The organism is Aeromonas sp. Y311-2, assembly GCF_027706025.1.
GTDB lineage: Bacteria > Pseudomonadota > Gammaproteobacteria > Enterobacterales > Aeromonadaceae > Aeromonas > Aeromonas veronii.
Genome location: NZ_JAPDCL010000013.1, coordinates 112823 through 133320 on the forward strand (window position 1 = coordinate 112823; position 20498 = coordinate 133320).

The 20498-nt window shown below is 47.1% G+C and carries 19 protein-coding genes; 16 read left to right on the plus strand and 3 right to left on the minus strand.

Going from position 1 to position 20498, the window contains the following annotated elements; translation table 11 throughout:
• Positions 1–86: 86 nt before the first annotated feature.
• From OKC42_RS13755 to OKC42_RS13765, 3 genes are all read right to left on the minus strand, one after another.
• On the minus strand, positions 87–500 hold the full coding sequence (locus OKC42_RS13755) for a hypothetical protein (RefSeq protein WP_270820069.1): 414 nt from the start codon (positions 498–500) through the stop codon (positions 87–89).
• A 50-nt stretch (positions 501–550) separates the two neighbouring features.
• On the minus strand, positions 551–2278 hold the full coding sequence (locus tag OKC42_RS13760) for a PRTRC system ParB family protein (RefSeq protein ID WP_270820071.1): 1728 nt from the start codon (positions 2276–2278) through the stop codon (positions 551–553).
• Positions 2279–2462: 184 nt separating this feature from the next.
• Positions 2463–7484, minus strand: coding sequence for a DEAD/DEAH box helicase family protein (locus tag OKC42_RS13765; protein WP_270820073.1), 5022 nt, complete (start codon positions 7482–7484; stop codon positions 2463–2465).
• Between the two features lie 181 nt (positions 7485–7665).
• On the opposite strand from OKC42_RS13765, the gene OKC42_RS13770 reads away from it, so the two are divergent.
• The 16 genes from OKC42_RS13770 to OKC42_RS13845 form a co-directional block, all read left to right on the plus strand.
• Positions 7666–8013: a chromosome segregation protein ParM gene (locus OKC42_RS13770; RefSeq protein ID WP_270820074.1), complete on the plus strand. Its 348-nt coding sequence runs from the start codon at positions 7666–7668 to the stop codon at positions 8011–8013.
• Positions 8014–8551: 538 nt separating this feature from the next.
• Positions 8552–8812: a hypothetical protein gene (locus OKC42_RS13775; RefSeq protein ID WP_270820075.1), complete on the plus strand. Its 261-nt coding sequence runs from the start codon at positions 8552–8554 to the stop codon at positions 8810–8812.
• 1172 nt (positions 8813–9984) lie between these two features.
• A complete protein-coding gene (locus tag OKC42_RS13780) occupies positions 9985–10260 on the plus strand; it encodes a hypothetical protein (protein ID WP_270820076.1) in 276 nt (91 codons plus the stop codon).
• A 7-nt stretch (positions 10261–10267) separates the two neighbouring features.
• Positions 10268–10447 (plus strand): hypothetical protein, encoded by a 180-nt coding sequence (locus OKC42_RS13785; RefSeq protein ID WP_270820077.1) that lies wholly within the window; start codon positions 10268–10270, stop codon positions 10445–10447.
• The gene (locus tag OKC42_RS13790) at positions 10438–10761 is read left to right on the plus strand and encodes a hypothetical protein (protein WP_270820078.1); all 324 of its coding nucleotides are present in this window, start codon (positions 10438–10440) and stop codon (positions 10759–10761) included. Before OKC42_RS13785 ends, OKC42_RS13790 begins: the two co-directional genes overlap by 10 nt.
• Before the next feature lie 131 nt (positions 10762–10892).
• Positions 10893–11465 (plus strand): hypothetical protein, encoded by a 573-nt coding sequence (locus OKC42_RS13795; protein WP_270820079.1) that lies wholly within the window; start codon positions 10893–10895, stop codon positions 11463–11465.
• A complete protein-coding gene (locus OKC42_RS13800; RefSeq protein WP_270820080.1) occupies positions 11456–12256 on the plus strand; it encodes a hypothetical protein in 801 nt (266 codons plus the stop codon). The genes OKC42_RS13795 and OKC42_RS13800 overlap by 10 nt, the downstream gene beginning before the upstream one ends.
• Complete coding sequence (locus OKC42_RS13805) at positions 12256–13764, plus strand: hypothetical protein (RefSeq protein WP_270820081.1); 1509 nt, start codon at positions 12256–12258, stop codon at positions 13762–13764. The genes OKC42_RS13800 and OKC42_RS13805 overlap by 1 nt, the downstream gene beginning before the upstream one ends.
• The gene (locus tag OKC42_RS13810; RefSeq protein ID WP_270820083.1) at positions 13764–14891 is read left to right on the plus strand and encodes a hypothetical protein; all 1128 of its coding nucleotides are present in this window, start codon (positions 13764–13766) and stop codon (positions 14889–14891) included. The genes OKC42_RS13805 and OKC42_RS13810 overlap by 1 nt, the downstream gene beginning before the upstream one ends.
• Complete coding sequence (locus OKC42_RS13815; protein WP_270820084.1) at positions 14888–15607, plus strand: hypothetical protein; 720 nt, start codon at positions 14888–14890, stop codon at positions 15605–15607. The genes OKC42_RS13810 and OKC42_RS13815 overlap by 4 nt, the downstream gene beginning before the upstream one ends.
• Positions 15561–17138, plus strand: coding sequence for a GspE/PulE family protein (locus tag OKC42_RS13820; RefSeq protein ID WP_270820085.1), 1578 nt, complete (start codon positions 15561–15563; stop codon positions 17136–17138). Before OKC42_RS13815 ends, OKC42_RS13820 begins: the two co-directional genes overlap by 47 nt.
• The gene (locus tag OKC42_RS13825) at positions 17135–18172 is read left to right on the plus strand and encodes a type II secretion system F family protein (protein WP_270820086.1); all 1038 of its coding nucleotides are present in this window, start codon (positions 17135–17137) and stop codon (positions 18170–18172) included. The genes OKC42_RS13820 and OKC42_RS13825 overlap by 4 nt, the downstream gene beginning before the upstream one ends.
• Before the next feature lie 26 nt (positions 18173–18198).
• The gene (locus tag OKC42_RS13830) at positions 18199–18714 is read left to right on the plus strand and encodes a type II secretion system protein (protein ID WP_270820087.1); all 516 of its coding nucleotides are present in this window, start codon (positions 18199–18201) and stop codon (positions 18712–18714) included.
• 68 nt (positions 18715–18782) lie between these two features.
• Positions 18783–19289 carry a prepilin-type N-terminal cleavage/methylation domain-containing protein gene (locus OKC42_RS13835; protein WP_270820088.1) on the plus strand — a complete coding sequence of 169 codons (507 nt, stop codon included), beginning with the start codon at positions 18783–18785 and terminating at the stop codon, positions 19287–19289.
• A gap of 1 nt (position 19290) precedes the next feature.
• Complete coding sequence (locus OKC42_RS13840; protein WP_270820090.1) at positions 19291–20208, plus strand: type II secretion system protein; 918 nt, start codon at positions 19291–19293, stop codon at positions 20206–20208.
• Positions 20209–20313: 105 nt separating this feature from the next.
• Positions 20314–20498, plus strand: a 185-nt coding sequence (locus OKC42_RS13845) for a hypothetical protein (RefSeq protein WP_270820091.1), incomplete at its 3' end; no start/stop codon positions are given.

Here is a 20498-nt window from a genome sequence, read left to right on the forward strand (position 1 = left end):
ATGGAGAAATAATGCAAGCGGCCACATGTGCCGCTTGCAGCGCCTCAGCGTGAGGCAAGGTGGGAGCATTCAGTGAAACTAAACTCTCAATGCATCAGGGCTGGATGGACTGGGGAAGGGGATGCAGATGCATACCCGAGGCGAATTACTTCATCGTTCACCCATTTTCCCCCCAGATAGGCGTAAGCCGCGAGGCTACCATCATCGCCTTGACTTAACGTGTCCCAAGTGATGCGTTTGTGGCAGATCATTGCGCAAATACTACTGACAGATGCAGCTAAGTCACTTGTGTTTTCATCAGGTAGCTCTACATCCTGCAACCGGACAATAAGAGGGTCATTGTTACCAGGAACTCGAACTAAAACGTATGGGATGCTTGAATACAAGACTCCGATAACGATCCCACTACGCTCGGAGTAGAAATCTACCGCCTTGGCATGTTGAATGGTCAGCCCCCAAACGAGAGCGGCCAAGAATAGAAACTTATTGGTCAGTGACATGGGCTTCTCCTCTATGACAGAACCCCCGCCTTACCGGCGGGGAAGGGGCATTACAACGTTTGGAGATAAAAGCTCGGGGCATAGCTCGACCAGTCGAAATTAAAGGCTCCAACAGATTTTATGAGGTCGCCCTTGCTTTGACTTTTCAGCTTCTTCAATGCCTTGGCATCATTAGCCGCCTCATAAGCGGCGAAGAAACCTGACTCTTGCAAGATGGAGGTAAGAACTTCTGCGGTGTAGGTCTTAAGCCGCTCAGGAGTCGGGGTCCATGCTGCTATAGCTTTCGCTTTGGCATTAGGGGCATGTGGCAGAGTGGCGATCATCACATCGGACATCGAGGTATAGCCGGACGAGTCGAGCCCACTGGCAATAAATTTCATGGAACTAGCAATTTCAGTACGAAGCATTTCAATATTCATGCTGTTGTTAGCAATTGCATCCGGCAATGCGCGGCCAAATGTTGCTTTACCCGCGACTGATTGAAGGCTTGCCAGCATCACGCAGAGTTGGAATCGCTGTGATGCTTCAGGATCACTACCCCAAGCCTCTACAGCTGCACGGCGTAGCAATTCCTTGTTGTCAGATATGACGGCACTAGACATTGCGGAACTGGCTGTACTCACGGCCTGTTTGGACGGATTTTTGTTTTTACTTGCGGATGATTGAACCTGGGGTATCGCCGTATCTGGTTGAAGTCCTGCCGTCATGTCGGCGGCTTGAGCCAGGGTTACAGCTTCTGCTTCTGCTGCTTGATGCTTGGCCACTGCCTGCTTGAAGCAATCAGGATCGGTGCAACGATCTTCAAGCACTTCACCCGCCGAATCTAACCGGTCATCCAGTAGTGCCACTCGTTTTTTACAGGAAAGACAGCCATCGAACATCTGAACAGCGCCCACATTGTCATGGCCAACATGGTTGACTGTGTTAAGCGACACTTCCGACAAGATGATTACGGTTCCATATCTGGCCGACAATTCTTCACGACGAGAGGCAAGCATGTCTGCGGTTTTTTGCTTAAAGCAAACCAGATTGCGACATCGGGCACCATCTTGGGAGGAGAACTCTTCGAAGAGTGAGGATTGCTCTTGGCTGTTGTGAGCGCAGGAGACGCAATCCCCTACATCAAAACGAGCGGTTGCTAATGGGTGTGAAGCTTTTCCAAGCACCTCTTTGAGGGCTTCGACCGTGATCGCCTTCTCTATAATTGTTGGCAATAAAACCGTTTGGGCTTCGGCGCTGACCCACGCGAGTAGGTCAGCGTGACGCAATGATAACTTGCCCGAGGTGATAGCCTCTTGTACTGCGGGAGTACAGCGGGTGAGGTGCAGTCGCTGTTTAAGTCGGCCTATTGACCAGCCGAGACGGCGGCGAGCCTCTTCATAGTCGCCATTACAGAGCGTCAGCGCCGTCTGAGCTGCCACGGCTTCATCGACCGGCCCCATGTCTTCACGTTGCAAGTTTTCCATAAGACCAATACTGACACCCTCAGCATCAGTACAATTGACGATCAAGGCTGGTATTGGGCAACCGACTTGACTGGCTGCTTCCCAGCGTCCATACCCAGCCATCAGTTCATAGACCCCTGCTTGGTCTGGATGTGCCCGCACAGTTACGGCCTGAATGATCCCACGAAGGCGAACATCAGCTAGAAAATCTTGCCATTTTGTATCGGTTCTGGGGCTACGCCGAACGTTTCCCCATGGAGCTGGAACAATCTGAATGGCGGTTAGCATTGCTAAGGAATCATCTGTGCGCTGGATGCTGGTTTTACCTGTCATGTTCATTATCCTGTCTTGGTTTCATTGAGGTCATGATCCCACGACACCAAATAACGCAAGGGGGGGGGAGGGGAGGCGTCACGCTGTCGCGTACACAGGGAAATCTGCGTCATCAAATGACTGGCGACTAGGGGAGGGAGAGGGCAGGGGGAGCACATTGCCCCCTGCCGAAGTTGGATATAGGCTAGGCCGCGTATCTCACAGGCATTTCCTGCCCTGCTTGGTCATCTGTGAGTGCCCGCTCAAGCTCTCTGAGCATATTCAGCAACTCACAGAGTTCTGTTTCATTGGCAAATGGCTTTGCTGCTTCTGCGCGGTACTCGGCAACCATATTTGTCCAGGTTGTGATCTGAGCGGCTGCTATGCGGGGTAACTGGGGCAAATTATCGACCAATTTGACAAATGCCAACATCACAGCGTTGATAGTGTCACGGTCAACCCGATTCAGTTCATAGATATTGCCTGATGGCCCACGAACCGTGAATTGGTTGCCAAAGTTAAGCGATGGGAAATGCGATTTCTCATAAACCAATGTAGCACCACGATACTGCGCTAAATCGTACTGAACTCCTGTTACAACGCGATTGCTTGCATGAAGAAATTTATAACCCGCGGCAGCGCAAGCGGTAGTTATCTGATTACGTGTCGAGTTTGTGGAATGCGAGCCCATCTTGGTATAGCTCTCACCGTCGACCTGGATCAGGAATTCATCAGAAGTAGCGGAGATAGCAGTCGCATCGGTCCTAATGACCTGCATTTTACTACTCATTGTTGTGCTTCTTTGCTCAATGAGGTTTGCTTGATCTTCAAGTCTGACGCGATTACGGAACCAGTTGTTCCTAGCCGCCTCAAGTTTACGCAGTTTGGCTTTACCACGAACATGCTCGAGAATTCGTGGATCATCCGCAACAATGGCGCTCAATTCTGCATAGTCGATAGCGTCATTTTGTTCGGTGTAGTGTCGAACCGAATTATCAAGCTGTCGGAAAAGACTGATAAAACGCTGCTTAGTATGGAGAAGACCTAACTGCCAAGCATCAAGGCTCCGGCGAGTTATAGGCGCGACCACATCAATAGTGAAATTGGGGTCATTTGCCCAAAGCAAACTTCCCTGGCGCTCTATGCGCCCGGCTCGTTGGGCTAAATCCCCTGGACGATAAGGTAAGTCGAAGTGTATTAAGCTAACAAGGCGACGGTTTATATTTAAACCAGAGCCCGCCAACTCTGTTGAGCCGAGCAAGATTCGGATCTGGCCATCATTCATCATGTCTCTTAATGCCTCTTTACGGGCATCAGTTCGATAGTCATGAATAACGGCAATTTCGTTACGCGCAACACCGCCTTTGACGAGTTTTTCAACAAGCTCATCATAAAGGCTGAATGTATTGGAGGTCATGGCGGTGAGCTCTAGCTCATCCAATCCAGCAATGCGATCTTGTGCCTCTTCATCGCCCTGATTAGCTCGAGCGAATAGGTCTGCCCACTCCTTTGCCACCCCTGCTCTGTGACGAGCTGGCACACTGCGATCCATGAAGACGATTTGGGTTCCACGGATACTTTTTGTTGATTGGTACTTTTGCAAGATGTAGCGGGCCACTGTGTTGATCTTGCTGTCCCTATAGTCGGGAGCATCCGGATAGACTAGGCGAGCATCGAGCGAGAGCATCCGGCCCTGATTGAGTAATTTGAGAGGATTGTTTTGTCTGCTATCTATGTTTGCATATGCACGGACAATCTCAGCAAACCCACGTTCTTGATGAATATTCGGCTCAATCACCAATTCCAATATTTTGCCACCTGTGAGCGGTGGAATAGCGCTGCGGCCGTCAGCCAATTTTGGCAATACATCGGGTAGCTGTTCACTGGTGATCACATCGGCAAAGCTTGAGTAGATCGATTGCAGTTCAGTGAGGTTTGTGAAGGTACTGATGCGCGTTTTAAGTTTGTAGCCCCGCCCTGATGCCGATAGTTCATAGTCAGAGACGGGTTGCGCAAAGACGGCACTAAACGCATCAAAATGGGTTAAGCCTGCTGACTGGGTAAACTCTTCTGCCAGCACTCGCAGATGACGATGAGCCTCAATAACGGAGTTCAATATGGGGGTTCCTGTTGCCTCAACGTATCGCCCACCCGAACGAAGAACTGCACGACTTTTTACATAAAGGTCAAAAGCTCTCTTACTGCCCGATGCCTGACCCATACCCGCAACGTTTTGTAATGACGAGGCGTAGCAAAGGTTCTTCCCAAAATGGCTCTCATCAACGATAAGTGAGGAAATTCGTAGGCTTTCGAAGTCGAGCATATCGTCGGTGTGCTTGTTTATCAGTTCTGCTAAGTCAGCCTCTTTTCGTTGAATACGGCTTTGCATTCTCCGAACGGGTATACGAGCACCCTCTAAGGAAGAAAGGCATTCTCGAAGGTGATCAATTTCCTCTTCAAGCATTTCGACTTGTAGTTCATGGGGCGCCGGGATTAACCCGAAGACGCTTAAAGGAATGATGCACAGATCGAAGTCAGTGATGGCAAGCCGAGCCAAAGCGGTACGACGTGTGGCAGGACTCATCATTTTCTTATCGAGAACAAATACGCTCATACCAGGGAACAGCATCTGTGCCGCTGTGGCGTGTTGTGCCACCAGATGATTTGGAGCAACCATGATAATTCGCTCGTTACTGTTAATGCGTCTCAGTTCTGAGGCGGCACCTATCATGACATATGTTTTACCGGCACCAACTGCATGATCAATTAGCGTTGCCCGCTCATGGATAATTCTGGCTATAGCGTTACGTTGGGTACGGAAAAGCTCGAGGGCTGAACCTGCCAACGGCAATCGTGAGCCGTCATATTTAGGGGCAACAAATCCGTTAAATTTCTCGTTGTAAGCAACCTCAATCTCATTGCGGCGCTCTGCATCATCCAGAACCCAAGCCTCCCAAGCGGCCTTAATTTCTTCAGCTTTGTGCTGGGCTGCCATGGTCTCTTCGTTATTGGGGACCGTCGCACCAGGATTAGTTGGATGCGGATCTCGGACTTCAATTGTGCGATTGTTCAACAGAGCAATTATGAGTTTGCTCATGTCGCGGCGTTGTGTGCCCCATTCGGAGGTAAGTACCAGGTACGGGATAAAATCATGGGCCACATAAAATTCGTCATCGACAAGGGTAACGTTCACATCCAAGCTTGGATTTTTTGCCAAGTGGCGGATGAAAGCTGCTTGGATATGGCGGGGTAACCACCGCGAATTGATCGGAGTGAAAATATCTACAGCTTTGACTGGTGTTGGCAGCGCCTGCATCAGGTGGGCAACATTGGTCTCGAAAAGCGGGTTGATGTTGGCCTCTATCCGCGCAGCTTTGAGCTTGGCGGGGATGAATCCTGACAGATATTTTGCTGCAATCACTGGCTTGCCATTTGAAGGGTCTAAATAGGCCAGCCGCTCATTTGCCAGTAGCTGCAGCAATTCTTGGTTTGTCCCCGCGAAGCGAACAAGGTCCCGGATGTAGGCCAGATCCACATAGCCTTTGAAACTGACAGAGATCAGCACAGCATCAGAAAGAGTTTCAGCAGAAGTCGGGTGCACGGTTGGCGTGATGGCGCGGCGCTTGAAAAAAGAACCCTTTTCCCAATACTCCTTACGTTCTGCAATGCCCTCCTTGGTTGCAACCGCGGGGCTAATCGGAGCGACATAATCAACTTCTAGGGCCCGAAGCCGGTAATACCAAGGGTCCTCACCGAGCACTGATTTATTTTTAGCCGCATGAAATGGGCCAAAATCCGAAATGAATCGGTCATATGTTGCATTCAAATCGGCCCTGAGCGTGCGTAGAGTTGATTCAGGCGCATCTTCTTGTTCGGAGGTTATCAGAGTTGCCAGGATCTTCTTTACGCGCAGCATGGCCGTTACGCGCAAGCTATCCTTGGCCGATTTGAACTCGATCTCCTGATATGTGGGAATTTTTTGGCCATCGACTCCAATGACATCAGCTACGCGACGCAGCAACTCGCCAGCTGTGGACTGGCAGAACTCATAGGGGCCAACATCGGCCAAGCCTGCTGGGGCGACAACAATGCCTTTTCGGGCTACTTGGATATTTGCTTTGCGAAAGAATATCGGAGCCGTTGTCTGTTTATCCAAAATAGAACCGACAACAACAGCCAGGTCATCGTTTGGTGCATCAACAGCACATGAGACATTGAACGTAGTGGGGGCTTTAATTGAGCCCGCCACAAGGTCGGGGCGCTCGGCAAAAAGTCGATTAATACGAAATGTTCCACCATTTTCATCCTCCTGTTCCACTGTATCCAGCCATACCGGACTCTCTTCGGGATTTGAGCATGATTGGAAGATCAGTATGTCGGTAACAACATTCGCACCCTCAGATTTAAAAACGGAGTTGGGCAAGCGGCAGGCCGCAATCAGTTCTCCCCGAGCTGCCAGACTTAAACGAGCGTCATTGTCTTTGGAATCCATGACCCAACTGGACACGACAACAGCCATCAGCCCGCCACGGTGTAATTCGGTCAAACCTCGCAGCAAAAAGTAGTTATGTAAACTTTGCTGCCCGAATGCGCGGTCTTTGGCTGGTACTGAGCTGTAAGGGGGGTTACCTATAACCAGAGAAAAATTTTCGCTGTTAGGAAGCTTTACATGTTCAAATGGTTGATTGATGTAGATTTTTGCATTCGGATTCAGCATGCGGGCAATGTTGCCTGTGAGCCCATCGAGCTCTACTGCGAATCGTTTCATTGTGGCCATTGTGGCGGGTTGACGATTCAGGAAACGACCAGAACCGGCCGCAAAATCAAGCATGCACCCATCGTGTACCCCCAACCTGGATACAGCACGAAACATAGCGTCTATGAGCCAATCGGCAGTGTAATAAGAGGTCAGGACAGAAGCTTCTAAAGCAGAGAATTCAGCAGGGGTTACAAGGGCTTTAAGCTCAACGTGGCGGGGGTGCTCTGGCTCAAAGAGCCCTGCAAGCTGTCCCCAGCCTGCATATTGCGCAAGAATAGCTCTTTCGTGTGGAGACACGGCGAGCGTTCCATCAGCCAAGCCCTGCTTCACGATTTTGATCGCTTCAATGTTGTTGTCTATTTTCTGTGCAATCGTTCGAGCGATTACGGTCTTGGCGTGGCCTGAACTGCTAATTGCTGTTGTCTCAAAGAGGAAATCGAGAAAATTGGTAGCGTTTAAAAATGACATTCTAGTGCCCCATTTCTTGGCGTTTGGTTTACCTCGATCATCCCTTAGTTTTTCACTACGCAAGGGGGGGCAGGTGACACGCAGACAGACAAGGTTTCACAATCAACGGGACGCTTGATGCTTTGACATAGGATAGGGGTAGTCAGCCTTAATCATATCTAGTATGAATAGTGGTGGTTGTATGGATGTGGCCAGCAATGGTAGCCTATTCATATGTGATATGATTAAGGGGGGGGCCATGCGCTTATCTGCAACACAAAAAGATATTTTATTTGTTCTCTATGCGATGAGCCTCAAGAGGTCAGATCTCCCAATCCCGGCTGTTACTCTTCTGAAATTACTTAATAATCCCAGAGCTGCATCGATTCTCCCTAATAACTTTAGAGTGTCATGTCATACGTTGGTAAAACACCAGATGTTAACTATGTACCGCAATGAAAAGTCACTTCAGCTTGCATTTACATTGACCGAAGATGGATACCGAAACGGTGAACGCATCTACACAGAGAGAACATCGGCCATTAATTAAAACTTCCGATGCAATGGCATGTTTCCTCAGCCGGAGAGTTTGTTGGATGGGTCAACGCAAAACACTTTTAAAAAATAGAGCTACAGTCTGCCACTCACAGAACGTAACTGTGAGTGGCAACAATACTTTCAAACACGTTTTTTAATTCTTTTAAATTATTGCTGTTGCCATAATAATCGGTGTCATGTATAACGTGTGTTACACATGACTTCCTCATCATTTAATAATTTACTTCAATGACCCAGCCGAAATGTTGGCGGCATTTAATAAGCATAAAATATGATGAGGGATTCTTTGGGGGTAGTGTAAAAGTATTTTTTAAAAGTAGGAAAGGGGTTTGCTGAATGAACCTCGAGGGTGACATCTGATTGCAACACTAGATTTTTCTGCATCAGGTGGAGGGCCGGTGTAGTGCCCTATGCCCAGGTTGGTATAGGTAGGCAGGGCAGGGCAGGGCAGGGCAGGGCAGGGAGCTTGCTAGATGTAAGTTAGGAACGCAGGGAAAAGGATTATTTCTATGTAATTAAGGGGTGATAGTATGTGGGATTCACTTGTGTTGATAGTCGCGATCGTGAAGATGATATGGGGTAGGGTTGGATTAGCCATTTTAATATTTTTGCTGATGTCATACCTTAAGAAAGAGCATCATCACATGAAGGTGTTTGCTAGTATAGTGCAGGTGTTGTTAATCTTGGGCGTGCTCATATCAGTAGGAATGGCATACTACACTCAACGCGATCTTGCTGAGGGAGTGCAGAACCCTGCGGGTAAAATTCAGGTCTATGATTATGGTCTGTAATAAGAAGGTTGTGGTGGAAACTGAGAACACTATGGCTGTTTGGTATCCATGATATGGTTATATTTTACTAGGTAATCCACAGGTCAAAACTGTGGATTATTTTTTATAGAATAAAATGCAATATTATTGCAACTATGCCTGTGATAAATCTAAACAGCCTGTTGTCTAAAAAATCATCTAGCAAAAACATGTTAACCCCCCAAGATATAAACACTAAAATAAAAAGGTAATGCAAGCGTGTTTCATAAAATCCTCTCATGTTTTAATTGATTTAGAGAACCACATAAATTTATTTTCGCGCTAAGAGCATGGATATCAAAGTGTTTTTTCTATCAATCCTCAAAGTTTAGAACTCATCATGTTTTAATCACTGGTTCGACCCAGCCGGTGGGCAGTATCGGGAGCGGATGTTGGCCGCCGCCTGCCGCGCCGCCGGTGATCTTCTGGAGCCTGCCCGGGCGCCGCCGGTTGCCGTGGTGAGTAACCCTCAGCCGGTGGGCCGCATCGGGAGTCGGTGTTGGCCAGTGCCCGCCGCGCTGCCGGTGATCTGCAGCTGTCCGCCCAGGTCGCCGCCGTGGTGGGTAACCCCAGCCGGTGGGCCAGTATCGGGATCGGATGTTGGCCGCCGCCTGCCGCGCCGCCGGTGATCTGCAGCTGCCTGCCTGGTCGCAGCCGTGGCGGGTGATCCCCTGCCGGTTGGCCAGCATCGGGAGCGGGTGTTGGCCGCCGCGCCGCCGGTCGCCGTGGTGGGTAACCCCAGCCGGTGGGCCAGTATCGGGAGCAGGTGCTGCCCTGTGCCAGCCGCGCCGCCGGTGAGCAGCCCAGGGCTGCCCATTTTTTTGGCGTGTATCGAATTGCGAATTTAATTTGTATTCGATAATCTATTAATGTCCTCGGTGCCCTGATGGGGGACAGGCCTGTAGGCTCGGCACCAACCTCAACTCCCCGGCTTATGCCGCACCCTACCCTGAATTACCTCTATCCCAAGCCCTCAATGGCTGATTCTGCATGTTCGTTCACCGGCAATATTCCGGCGTCAGCGCACATACAGAAACAGCCCCTGGCTGTCTATGGCGCCTCGATCTGCAAGCGCCACTCGCGATCAACACCAACCCGGGCATTCGCCAACACCAAATAGCCCTTGATGGGTACAAATCCAAGTGGAGAAAATTATGTTTGACGTTACAACAAGAGGTGTACTTGTATCATCTGGTAAAATTGTTCCAATAGCGGATCTAGGACTCTATGCAAGCTGTGATCCTGTGATGGGTGCAAATTTTGTGAAAACAACCGGTAAGATAGTTCAACCCAATATTGATTCCATCAACTCGGAGCTTTTTGTGCAGATAGATGGGAATAAGTTAATCAGGGCGTTAAATAATATTTATCCGGAGTGGCCAATACTTTTGGCACAAGCTCTTGATGAAAAACTTTCAATTAATAGGTAGGGGTATTATGGAAAAAATTGACTATCTCATTAAGTTTCGTCGTGCTAAGACGCTTGATACTTTGGAAATCATGGTCGATCGAGCAATACAAAAAGCTGCCTCTGTATGCGAAAAGGCCAATGTTGTGTTGGCTGGCGAGGCTCGGGAGCTCGAGCTTCTGAGAGCAGGTGAACCCATATGGATGTAGGCATCATAACTACCGTCATATCAGGGAGCTTCGCTGTACTCGCTGTTGTTGTTCCATCCCTTATGGAGCGCCAACGAAGGAGAGCCAAAGCTCGTGAGCAACGACAAATGGCATTGCTAAAAATGGCGCTGAAGGATGTTCAGTTCCTCCATGCGGTTGAAGGCCGGCTACTTGAGATGATCCATGACATGACAGGTCAAAATATGAAAGTCAGGATTCGGCAAGAGGTTACTGTAGATACGGGCCTGGTGTGGTCGGGTAGATTTACTCCTGGCCGTATCCAGCAACGGCTAAGTCAGCTCGATAACAACTGAAAAAACCCGCGTGATGCGGGTTTTTTTTTGCACACAGTGAAGAGGCTGAAAACCCCCCTGTTTTTGGACGTACAATTTATTCCGCCAAGCTGTTGTATAAAGCACCCTAGGTTTTATTAGCGGTGACATCCATGAGAAAAACAGCCTTGGCATTGAGTGTCGTCACTCTGTTAAGCGCCTTGCCGGCACATGCCAACGAGAGCTACCCCACTCGTCCGGAGAGGAAAACACCTCCAATGGCGGAGATGGCTCGAGATACATACGGGGATAAGACGATTGCAGCTCTGAACGAAGAGATTGCGCTCCTGCAGAGCGATCTTGCTGCTCTGAGTGCCGAATATGCCAAGCATAACCAACGGATCTCTGGGCAGATAAATCGCCTGCGCCAGGTCGTTAATGATCGACAACAAGCAATCAACTTCATTCGTCGCGATAGAGAACAGCGATTCTTCATGGTGCACCCGGGATCACTACGCGGGCAACTGGAAGGGCTTCGCTTTGCCTTGGGGCTACAAGCAATTCGTTGGTCGAAAACGGTGCCTGCCCACTGCGATTGGCAGTTCGATGCCGGGTTCGAAATAGACAAAAAAGAGCCAATAAAAGCTCTTGAGGCATTTTTCTCCGGTCTACCGCTACTACCCCAAATTCATGAGCGGGATCGCTCTGCGACGATAACCGCCACGGAGGTTATCAAGTGCGATTAATGCTCATATCTGTATCTGTTACCGCCGCACTGGTGAGTGGCTGCCATTCCATGAATGTTGTTGAAGGGCATAGTGCGCCACAGCTGATCTCAACTCGCAATAGCATTGAGGGTGTCATCCAGCAGAAAGTAGACAAAGCTGTCAATGCTACATCCATAAATAAAGGGGCTCCGCTGCCAAGTTCTCCTGTTGCATGGAATGAAAAGGGCATCACTCCAAGCGCCTTTGTACCTACCACAAAATCACATCCAGTACAGGCCACGCCAGAGCAAACAGTCCTAATTGTCCGGGCTGGGGAAACGTGGGAACGAGCTTTATCTCGATGGTTCCGTGAGAGCGGTTATAAATCAGTGATGGTGTACTTCCCCAGTGGCGAACCGGCTGGTTTTTCCGAGTCTCCGAAAGAGAAGAAATTTTCATCGTTTGACTTTAATGGCGCCATGGAAGCGGCCAGAACAGCTTTTATCAATGAAACAAAAACACAGTATGTCATCAGTTATGACACGCTGAATAAAAGTGCAGTCATTCACTCACCAGGAGTTTCAGTTCAGACATTCCAGGTAACTGCAGGCAGCTTGAAAGCCAATATAAGTAGATTGGTAGCCGCATATGGTTGGAACACTACGGAAAAAGACTGGAAAACAAAAGATTTCTACGTGTCCTCTGGCTGGCCGATTGTTACTGAACTGGGGGATGTTGTCGCTGCGATGAACGAATTGGTTGAGTCATTCCCGGTCCAGCCACAGCTCTTAAAAGCAACCCAGACTGTCTACTTTGTGAAGAGGCCTTGATGATGATATCGCGTAGTGCTGTAGCTATTTCCGTAATATTTGCTCTCACCGGCTGCGGTGCGACTGATTACTTAGAGCAGAAAAAGGCTGCGAATGAAACGTTGGAACAAATCCAGAAGCAAGGTGGTACGCCGCAGTCATCAAAAAGCATCTTCATCGAAAAACCGCCCTTGGACTTGAATCCTACGCTCGGTGAAAGCGCTCCATGGTGGGTCAGTAAGCCGGCATCAGTTCAAGGGCAAAATATCCCCCTAAGCTTCGCTGTAAGGAATTTGCTTCAGTCTGCAAATCAGAAGGTGACTGTCGATTATGGTCCTGATGTAAGCCAGGGAAAGTCTATTTCGATTGACTATCAAGGTGATATAAATGGTGCGCTTAATGAGATAGCCGCTAAGGCGGATGTCTCGGTGACTGTAAATGGGAGCAAAATTAAATTTGAGAGATATGTTACGAAAGTTTTTGAGCTCAACTCAATGCTTGGAAAAAGCTCATTCCTCTTTGGTCGGAAAGCTAATTCCAACAACAGTAGTGGTGAAGGGCTGGCCACAAAAACTGTAGCAAGTTCACTTGGGAATGCGGATACCTATTCAACGACTGAAGGTGTGGATGTTAATCCATTTGATGACTTCCTTGCAGCAATAGAATCCATCCTCAAGAAAGATGGCGTCAGCAAAGATGATAAGAATCCATTAGAAGGAAATGTGATCATTACGCCATCTACTGCTGCGATATTAGTGCGTACCACTCCGCACAGAATGAATCTGGTAGAGAGTTATATATCATCGAGAAAGCAATCTATTGCTAGGCAAGTCATGATAGAGGTCAAGGTCTTGCAGTTTACGGGGTCAAAAGGATCTGAATTTGGCATTGATTGGAATGTAGTCCGAGCCGTGTCCGATGGAAAGCTTAATTTCACAGGTGCAGCATTACCAACTATAGGATCAACTGGTAATTATGGATTTTCGTTCACCTCTACTCACCCTAAATGGGATGGCACAACAATCCTAATGAAAGCATTGCAAATGCAAGGTCATGTTGGTGTTGAGTATGAGCCAAGAACAGTGGCACGAAATAACCGTGTCGCGTCGATAGATAATTCAGAAAAAATAACATATATAGCAAGGGTTACTGTAACACCAAACCAAAACGCAGATGCGAGCGTAGAGGTTGAAGATGCTGTTGTCAGTGATGGTCTTACCATGTCTGTAATGCCAAACATATCTGATGATATTGTGAATCTTCAAATTTCCGGAGTGCTTTCTAAGGTTGTTGACTGGCAGGATACAGACGTAAGCGGCGTTAAAATTCGCGCACCTCAAGTTCAAGAAATTAAATTCGATCAGGATGTAGGGCTAAAATATGGGGAGACACTCGTATTGAATGGCTATAAACAAAAATCGAATAAATCAGATGAGAGTAGCGTTTTGAAGGTTCCATTCTTGGGTGGTAACGCTGGAATGAGTAGCTCGACAGAGACGATCGTTCTTATTACACCAAAGCGGATCTAATGATGGATATTATTAGAACAACATTGCCTCATGGTGGCAAACAGAAGGAAACGCTCAAGAAGTGGCGGACTGAATACGCTCGTAAGTACGAACTCGTGTTCGAGAGCGGTGACTTTGTTACGCGTGTTGCAAGTGACGAGGCAGAGGTCGCTTGGGGTGAGTGTATAGCCAATGCTCTAGCTAATTCTATCGCAGAACTACCAAAGTCGTGGGCGTGCATCATCGAGTCTGATGGCACATATCGCTGTGTACTGTGGGATGATGAACACGTTCGACGTGATGAGTTAGTGGATAAGACAGAGTTGCCAGAGTGGCTGATCCTTTACAATAAGGGCTCCAGTTTATTTTCAACGACTCAGCTGCCTGTTGAGGTCTCAAATCTAATTGTCATAGAGACTTTAGATCTTAATACTGATGAGTTTGAACTAAAAGAGTACAGAGGGTCCCCATTAGTTCGGATCGCTAAGCCAGTAATTATTGGTTCTGTAGGTATCGCTATTGTTGCATGGGTGTTTTGGCCTAAACCTCCCCCTCCTCCTCCGCCTGAAGTTCGGGACCCGTGGTATTCGTATCGTGGTGCTTGGCAGGATGCGCAACTTGCCGGTGATGCAATCAGCGAGCTTGGTATTTTGTGTGCAAAATTCAGCACAACACCAATCCCAACAGATATACCAATGGGAACTATTTCTCCTGGGAGTATAAGTGTCATTCTTCCTGATTTGGGTATCGACCGAACTGTGATAAGTCATTGGGCTGATGACAATAAACTGTCTCTGTCATTTGATGGTTCATTGCCATTTTTAGGCGTAAGCCTACCGGTAAGCTCTTATTGGAGTGAACATCAAATGAACTTCAAAAAATTAGATGATTCTGTGGCTGACTTCTTCTCCCGGCTTTCTCACATAGCAAATGTGAAAGCTAGTTTTGAACCGGTGCAACCTAATGGCGTATGGATTACACGAAATGCTAGCTTGAGTATTCAAACCAATCCGTGGCTGATGAATGAAATAGGAAAGAACCTGAGCGGCTTACCAATGAAGATCGAGTCGGCAAATTTTAGTTATGGTAAAGGAGGGGATTGCTCCCTCAGCAATGCAGTAATTCAGTTTGGAGGGAGTGCACAATGAATGACGAGAAAAAGAAACCGGAAACAAAAAAAATATTGACCTTGGTAGGCATTTTGGTTGTTTCCAGTTTAGGGGCCGCTTACCTATATCATGCTAATGAGCAAAAAAAGGCGGATAGAGCCGCACGCCTACAAGAATTAATGGCATCGCAGCCAAATGGGCCTGGGTCATCAGAGTCACTGAAGACAACCCCAGGGCAAGAGGCTACAACCCCGCAACCGCCTGCAGCAGTCGAGATCCCTGTTGTGTCTGACAGCATAAAAACACTCTTGGATTTGGGGGAACGAAGGGCGAAAGCTGAAGCTACATCGGCGACAAACAAAGCTGAGGCTGAAGCGACTGCCAGCAGTAGCACCAACAAAAAGACAACAGCTGCAGATAAGGGCATACCGAAAGATGCGTTCTTAATGCCGGATGAGATGCCAATGGGCATGGTGGCAGCAACAAATCAATCTGTACCAGCCGGTACCGGCATCACATTCAATGAAGCAAACGTATCGTCTCCCCGTAGGCCTAACATCGAGCAACTGACCCTTCGCTATGCTGCTCGGGTTGATGGCAAATTAACCGCATATGTTTCTGTCGGGGAAGCTGGGCGAATGATACCAGTCAGCGTAGGTAAAGTTGTAGATGGCGTTAAGATCACATCGATAAATGACAAGCAGTTGTGTGCTGAACAAGGTAAATCCACAAGATGCATCACAATGTCATATTGAGGCTACAACAATGAATATACAGGCAAAAACACGTACCCCTCTGATAAATAATGACACAATCTTGGCGTTGTGCCTGGAAGATCAGAGCTGTTTTGTTGATGAAAATAATGTTGTATATACCTGCAACCCTGATAGTGAAAACTTTCAGAGAATAGTCAGCAAAATGAAAATCCTTTTGCAAGGTCGCGAGCCTGAAATAAGACTTTCAAATCGCGAGGAGGTTCTTAGCGCACTTCAAGCCGGCTCGACACAGGCTAGTGAGCCAGGGTATAACCATAAGAAGGCTGCTACCGCTATATCTACTCAGGTTGAAGAACGCCTGATGGGACTGCTCGCCAAGTGCATTAGGATGCGTGGTTCTGATATTCACATTTTGGTAAAGGGTGGTAAGTCAAAAATACAAGTTAGGGTCGATGGACGATTGGTCGAGTTGTCAGCCTTACAGTCAAAGGAGTATGGTGCGGAATTAACTGCGTACATATTTCAAGCGCTCGGAAATTCAGAGGAAAATTATTCTCCCTTAGTTCCAAATGCAGGTAGTTTTTCCAAGCTTATCAATGTTGGGAGTAAATTACGCATGTGGGATTGGAGGAGTTCATTGATCCCCGTCAGCGGCATCAGTGCCGATGATACTGACTGCACAAAGACTGTGTTGCGACTCCTTACATCGATTGATGATAAAATTCCCAGCTTCGCAGATATGGGAATGGATGAAGAACACATTGAAATACTTGAAAGGGCTATTCGTCAACCGCAAGGGGCAGTAGTTCTCTCAGGCCCAACCGGTTCAGGGAAAACAACAAATGCTATGTCTGCTCTATCCATCGTTGACCATGAGCGAAATATCAATACATTAGAAGATCCACCCGAGTGGTCACTTAATGGGGTGGCACAAACTAGAATTGATTATGGTAAAACAAAAAATGGTATTACTCGTGATTTCACATATTACGCAAAAACCATGCTCAGGCAAGATCCTGATGTGATCTATTTTGGAGAGGTCCGAGATCAAAAAAGCGCCGCCGAGTTTACCCATTTGTCAGAGTCTGGCCACCTGCTTATCGGGACGACACATACTTCAAGTGCTACAGGTATTGCAACAAAACTGGTTGAACATTTACGTGTTCCGGGAGTCATTGCCAGTAGTCCAGATGTTTTTTCAGTGTTCGCGCACCAGCGCTTGATTCGCAAGCTTTGCCCTCATTGTTCAATTCCATATGAAAAGGCCTCTAAGGATCAGAAAGCCTTACTTGATCGGGTCTTGGAACATAAAACAGAAAATGCTCGCGTCAAGAACCCTGAAGGGTGTAACGAATGCACGATGGGCGAGAAGGGTCGAACCATCGTTATGGAGGTCATTGAATTAACCGATGAGGATAGAGCATTTGTTGCGACAGGAAATGCCTTGGCATGGAAAAAGCACCTTCTGGAGAATGGATGGCGGAGCATACAGTATTATGCTCTTAAGAAGGTTAGCGCAGGGATCTGTGATATTAACTCAGCTGCAGAACAGGTGAAGGGGTTAATATGAACATGACCCAGATAAAGAAGCATTTTCTTAGGATGAGTTTCTTTAAATCAGCTCAAATTGAGTTCCTGGATGATTACAAGGAGCTTATAAACTCTGGACTTGACGATATGCAAATTTGTCAAAACATTATTGATTTTGGCAATTCAACAACAAAATGTTTAGCCGGGGAGATGTTGATGGCTATCCGGAATGGTCAGCCGATCACATCTGGGATGTCCGGATGGTTTTCACCCATAGTTCTATCTACGCTGGCCGCCGGAACTAAAGCTGGTGATATTGCTATGGGGTTAGATATTGGCATTAGTACCGTGAAGGACGCATCAGGCCTCACAGTGGAAATTTTAAATGCGATTAAGTATCCATCGCTAATGTTGACTGCGCTTGTTGTTGTCTCTGGGGGGCCTGCCTATGATTATTTGTTAGACCAACAGAATATAGTTCCGCTTAATAAGTGGGGGTCAATATCTGAGATGGCATGGAGCCTCTGTAGTTTTTGTCATAATTGGCAGTTTGCCATCCTATCATTCATTGTGATTCTAATTTCCGTTATGGCATGGGTTTTACCAAATGTAAAAAATAGAGACAGTGTTGATGATTATTTTGTTTTTAAACAGTATAGGGACTTGAACTCTATTGCCGTACTTGCAAGCGTTGCCAGCCTCATGCGTGCTGGCCTCGGACTAAATGAATGCATAGGTGTTATCTCTCATGGTTCCAGTAAGTGGTTAGGGGATAAATTAAAAAAAATTAAGCTAAAAATTGCATCAGGAAAGAAAAACTATGGTGATGTATTTGATGTAGGGTTATTGGGCCGTCAAGAAATACAGCGGATAAAAATCCTTAGCAATAGTGAAGATGTTGCTGGCGTTTTAATGAAGTGCTCGGAAAGACAGAGGAGGAAACTAAAAAAACAAATTACAACTTTAGGTAAATTGGCAAATGCGCTTACTATGATGGCCGCGGGTGCTGGCATGGCAATTTTGGCAGGTGGTAGCTATTTAATTATAGCTCAATCTGGCAGAGTCGTTTCTTGATACATACTTTTATTAGGGAAAAACAAATGAATAACACTACCAACAACCAAAATAACCCCCGCCTAAAAAAACAAGGGGGATTTACCTTGATAGAATTGTCCATTGCGATCGCTATTATCGGGGTGTTAGTCGCAGTTATAATGCAAGCGCGAGAAGGTGTGACATACCAAAGAAAACAGGATTTTTTAATTAAGCAAACCCAGACGATTACCGCTGCAACAGACCGTTGGCAGAAGGGGCGGCCAAACAAAACTGGTGTGAGTATGTCTGTGCTATGTGCAGTGGGCTCCAAATTACTTGATGATACTATGTGTGGAGCAACCAAAGATGGTAAAAAGTCAAATGCATTTGGTGGAGACATCACAGTTGCAGCAAATACAACCAACCCCAGCTTGGTTGATATTAGCTTTACTGCGCTCCCATCGGATTACATAACAGACCTGGCTGATACTTTGGCACCAATGACAAACGGACGCTGCCAAACTGCTACTGGTTGCGCCTCGTTAGTGGTAACCGGTACTGGCATTAAAGCCACTATGTGATGATTTGAAGTGTGGGTGGATTTTCACCCACACTTCAGTCAGCTACTTTGGTATGAAGAGATTAATAGATGAATAGAAATAGCGGATATACGTTAATTGAGTTATTGATTGCCACTTCGGTGGCATTAACTCTTTTATTGGGCGTTGCCGCAGTTCAGAAGAATGCCAAAATTTTGAAGGAGGCCAGTAAGGCATCTAGTATCGCGTTTGACGTAAGCAATGGAATTCACCGGACACTAAGGTTGAAAAAAACAGATGGGTGCCTAACCGGTGTTAGTATCTCACATAGTGATTTAGTCACTGCTGGGGTTCCACAATCTTCTGTATACCCGACACCATGGATTACTAATTTTTCATTTGGGTACAGGGGATCTGAGCCAACGCTTATTATTGTTTCGATAGACACTAGGAATCCCTCATTAGCGAACGAGATATATTCAGATTCAAAGGCCGATAATATTAATGGAGGATTATTGGAGTTTCAGTTCCCCATTAAATCACCTAGGAACTCACCGTTTAGTGAGATGTATCGGAATGGTTCAACATGCTGGGAACATGGCGTAGGGGCTAAATAAAATGCTTAAGCAACGTGGTTACACGCTCATAGAAATATCTATTGTACTTGTGGTAATGGTTTACATTAGCGGGATTGTATTTAAAGAAATCAGGCAAAACAGAGCTGAATCGCGTGCGTCACAGCAAGCAGAGCGCATAGTAGAAACCTTCATGAAGGCATCTGAACGATATCAGGTTCAAGCCAAGTCTAACAACATAGTTTCTCCAACTAATTTTCCATCATCGATACAGGTGTTGGTGAATGAGGGCTATTTCAAAGATTGTTCACCAACGGACTCTAGTGCTGGTAACTGCAGACCTATTACAGAAACTCTTTGGGGAGATACTATTTCTGCCAGGGCTTATGGCGTGAATGGGAATCTGACAATCCCAAGGTTTGAATTAACGGTTCCTTTGGCTAAAGCCCCCCCATCACAGCGTGACACTATCGCGGCTGAGTTACTGGCTAAAGTTCCCTTTGCCACAGTCTCAGGCACTAATATTGTGGCCGAAATAGGCCGCCCTGGTACTGAGATTGCTCATGATGAATTCTACATGCTGGATGGCAGTCGGCCGCTCAAGGGAAATATGAATGCAGCTGGTTTTGCTATTGAAAACGTAAAGGATATATCAATGAATGGATTAGCAAACAGGACTGTTCTATCAGGGTTGGCATTTAATAATGTTCAACAAAATAATCAGCCAGTCAGCTTAGTTACCTGCCCCCCAGGGCGAGGTAATTTAAAAGTTACGGTGATTCCATTATCATACAGTAAAGATGGACGACCATTTACCAAGGCTGGTGCAGTAGAGGGGCGATTTGAAGGCGGGAGAGCATATGTTCGCATATGGGAGACCGTTTCAGATACAAATCAAGGTTGGTTTATTCCCCAGCCAGCTGCGGCAAGTGTTGCTGTTCTTCAGCAGTGTAGTAAGTGACATGAGCTACACACGACATGGTTAGAATATGCCCGTTTAAAATTCAAGTTATTAATGATGACGTGCCAGACAAAGTGTCAAACGAACCCAAAAAAGGAGCTTTACATGACTCTAAATATCGATAAGTGCCATTCTCGATACCTTGCGGCTGTTGTTACAACAGTTCTTCTTTTTTGTTGCAGTCAGACTGCTTGGGCAGGAGTAGACGATGTGTGGGCCGCTTCGCCCCCGACGTATGACAGCAGCTGGGCACAGCAATATGCTATTCAGGTCGGCCCTGGCAATAGCGG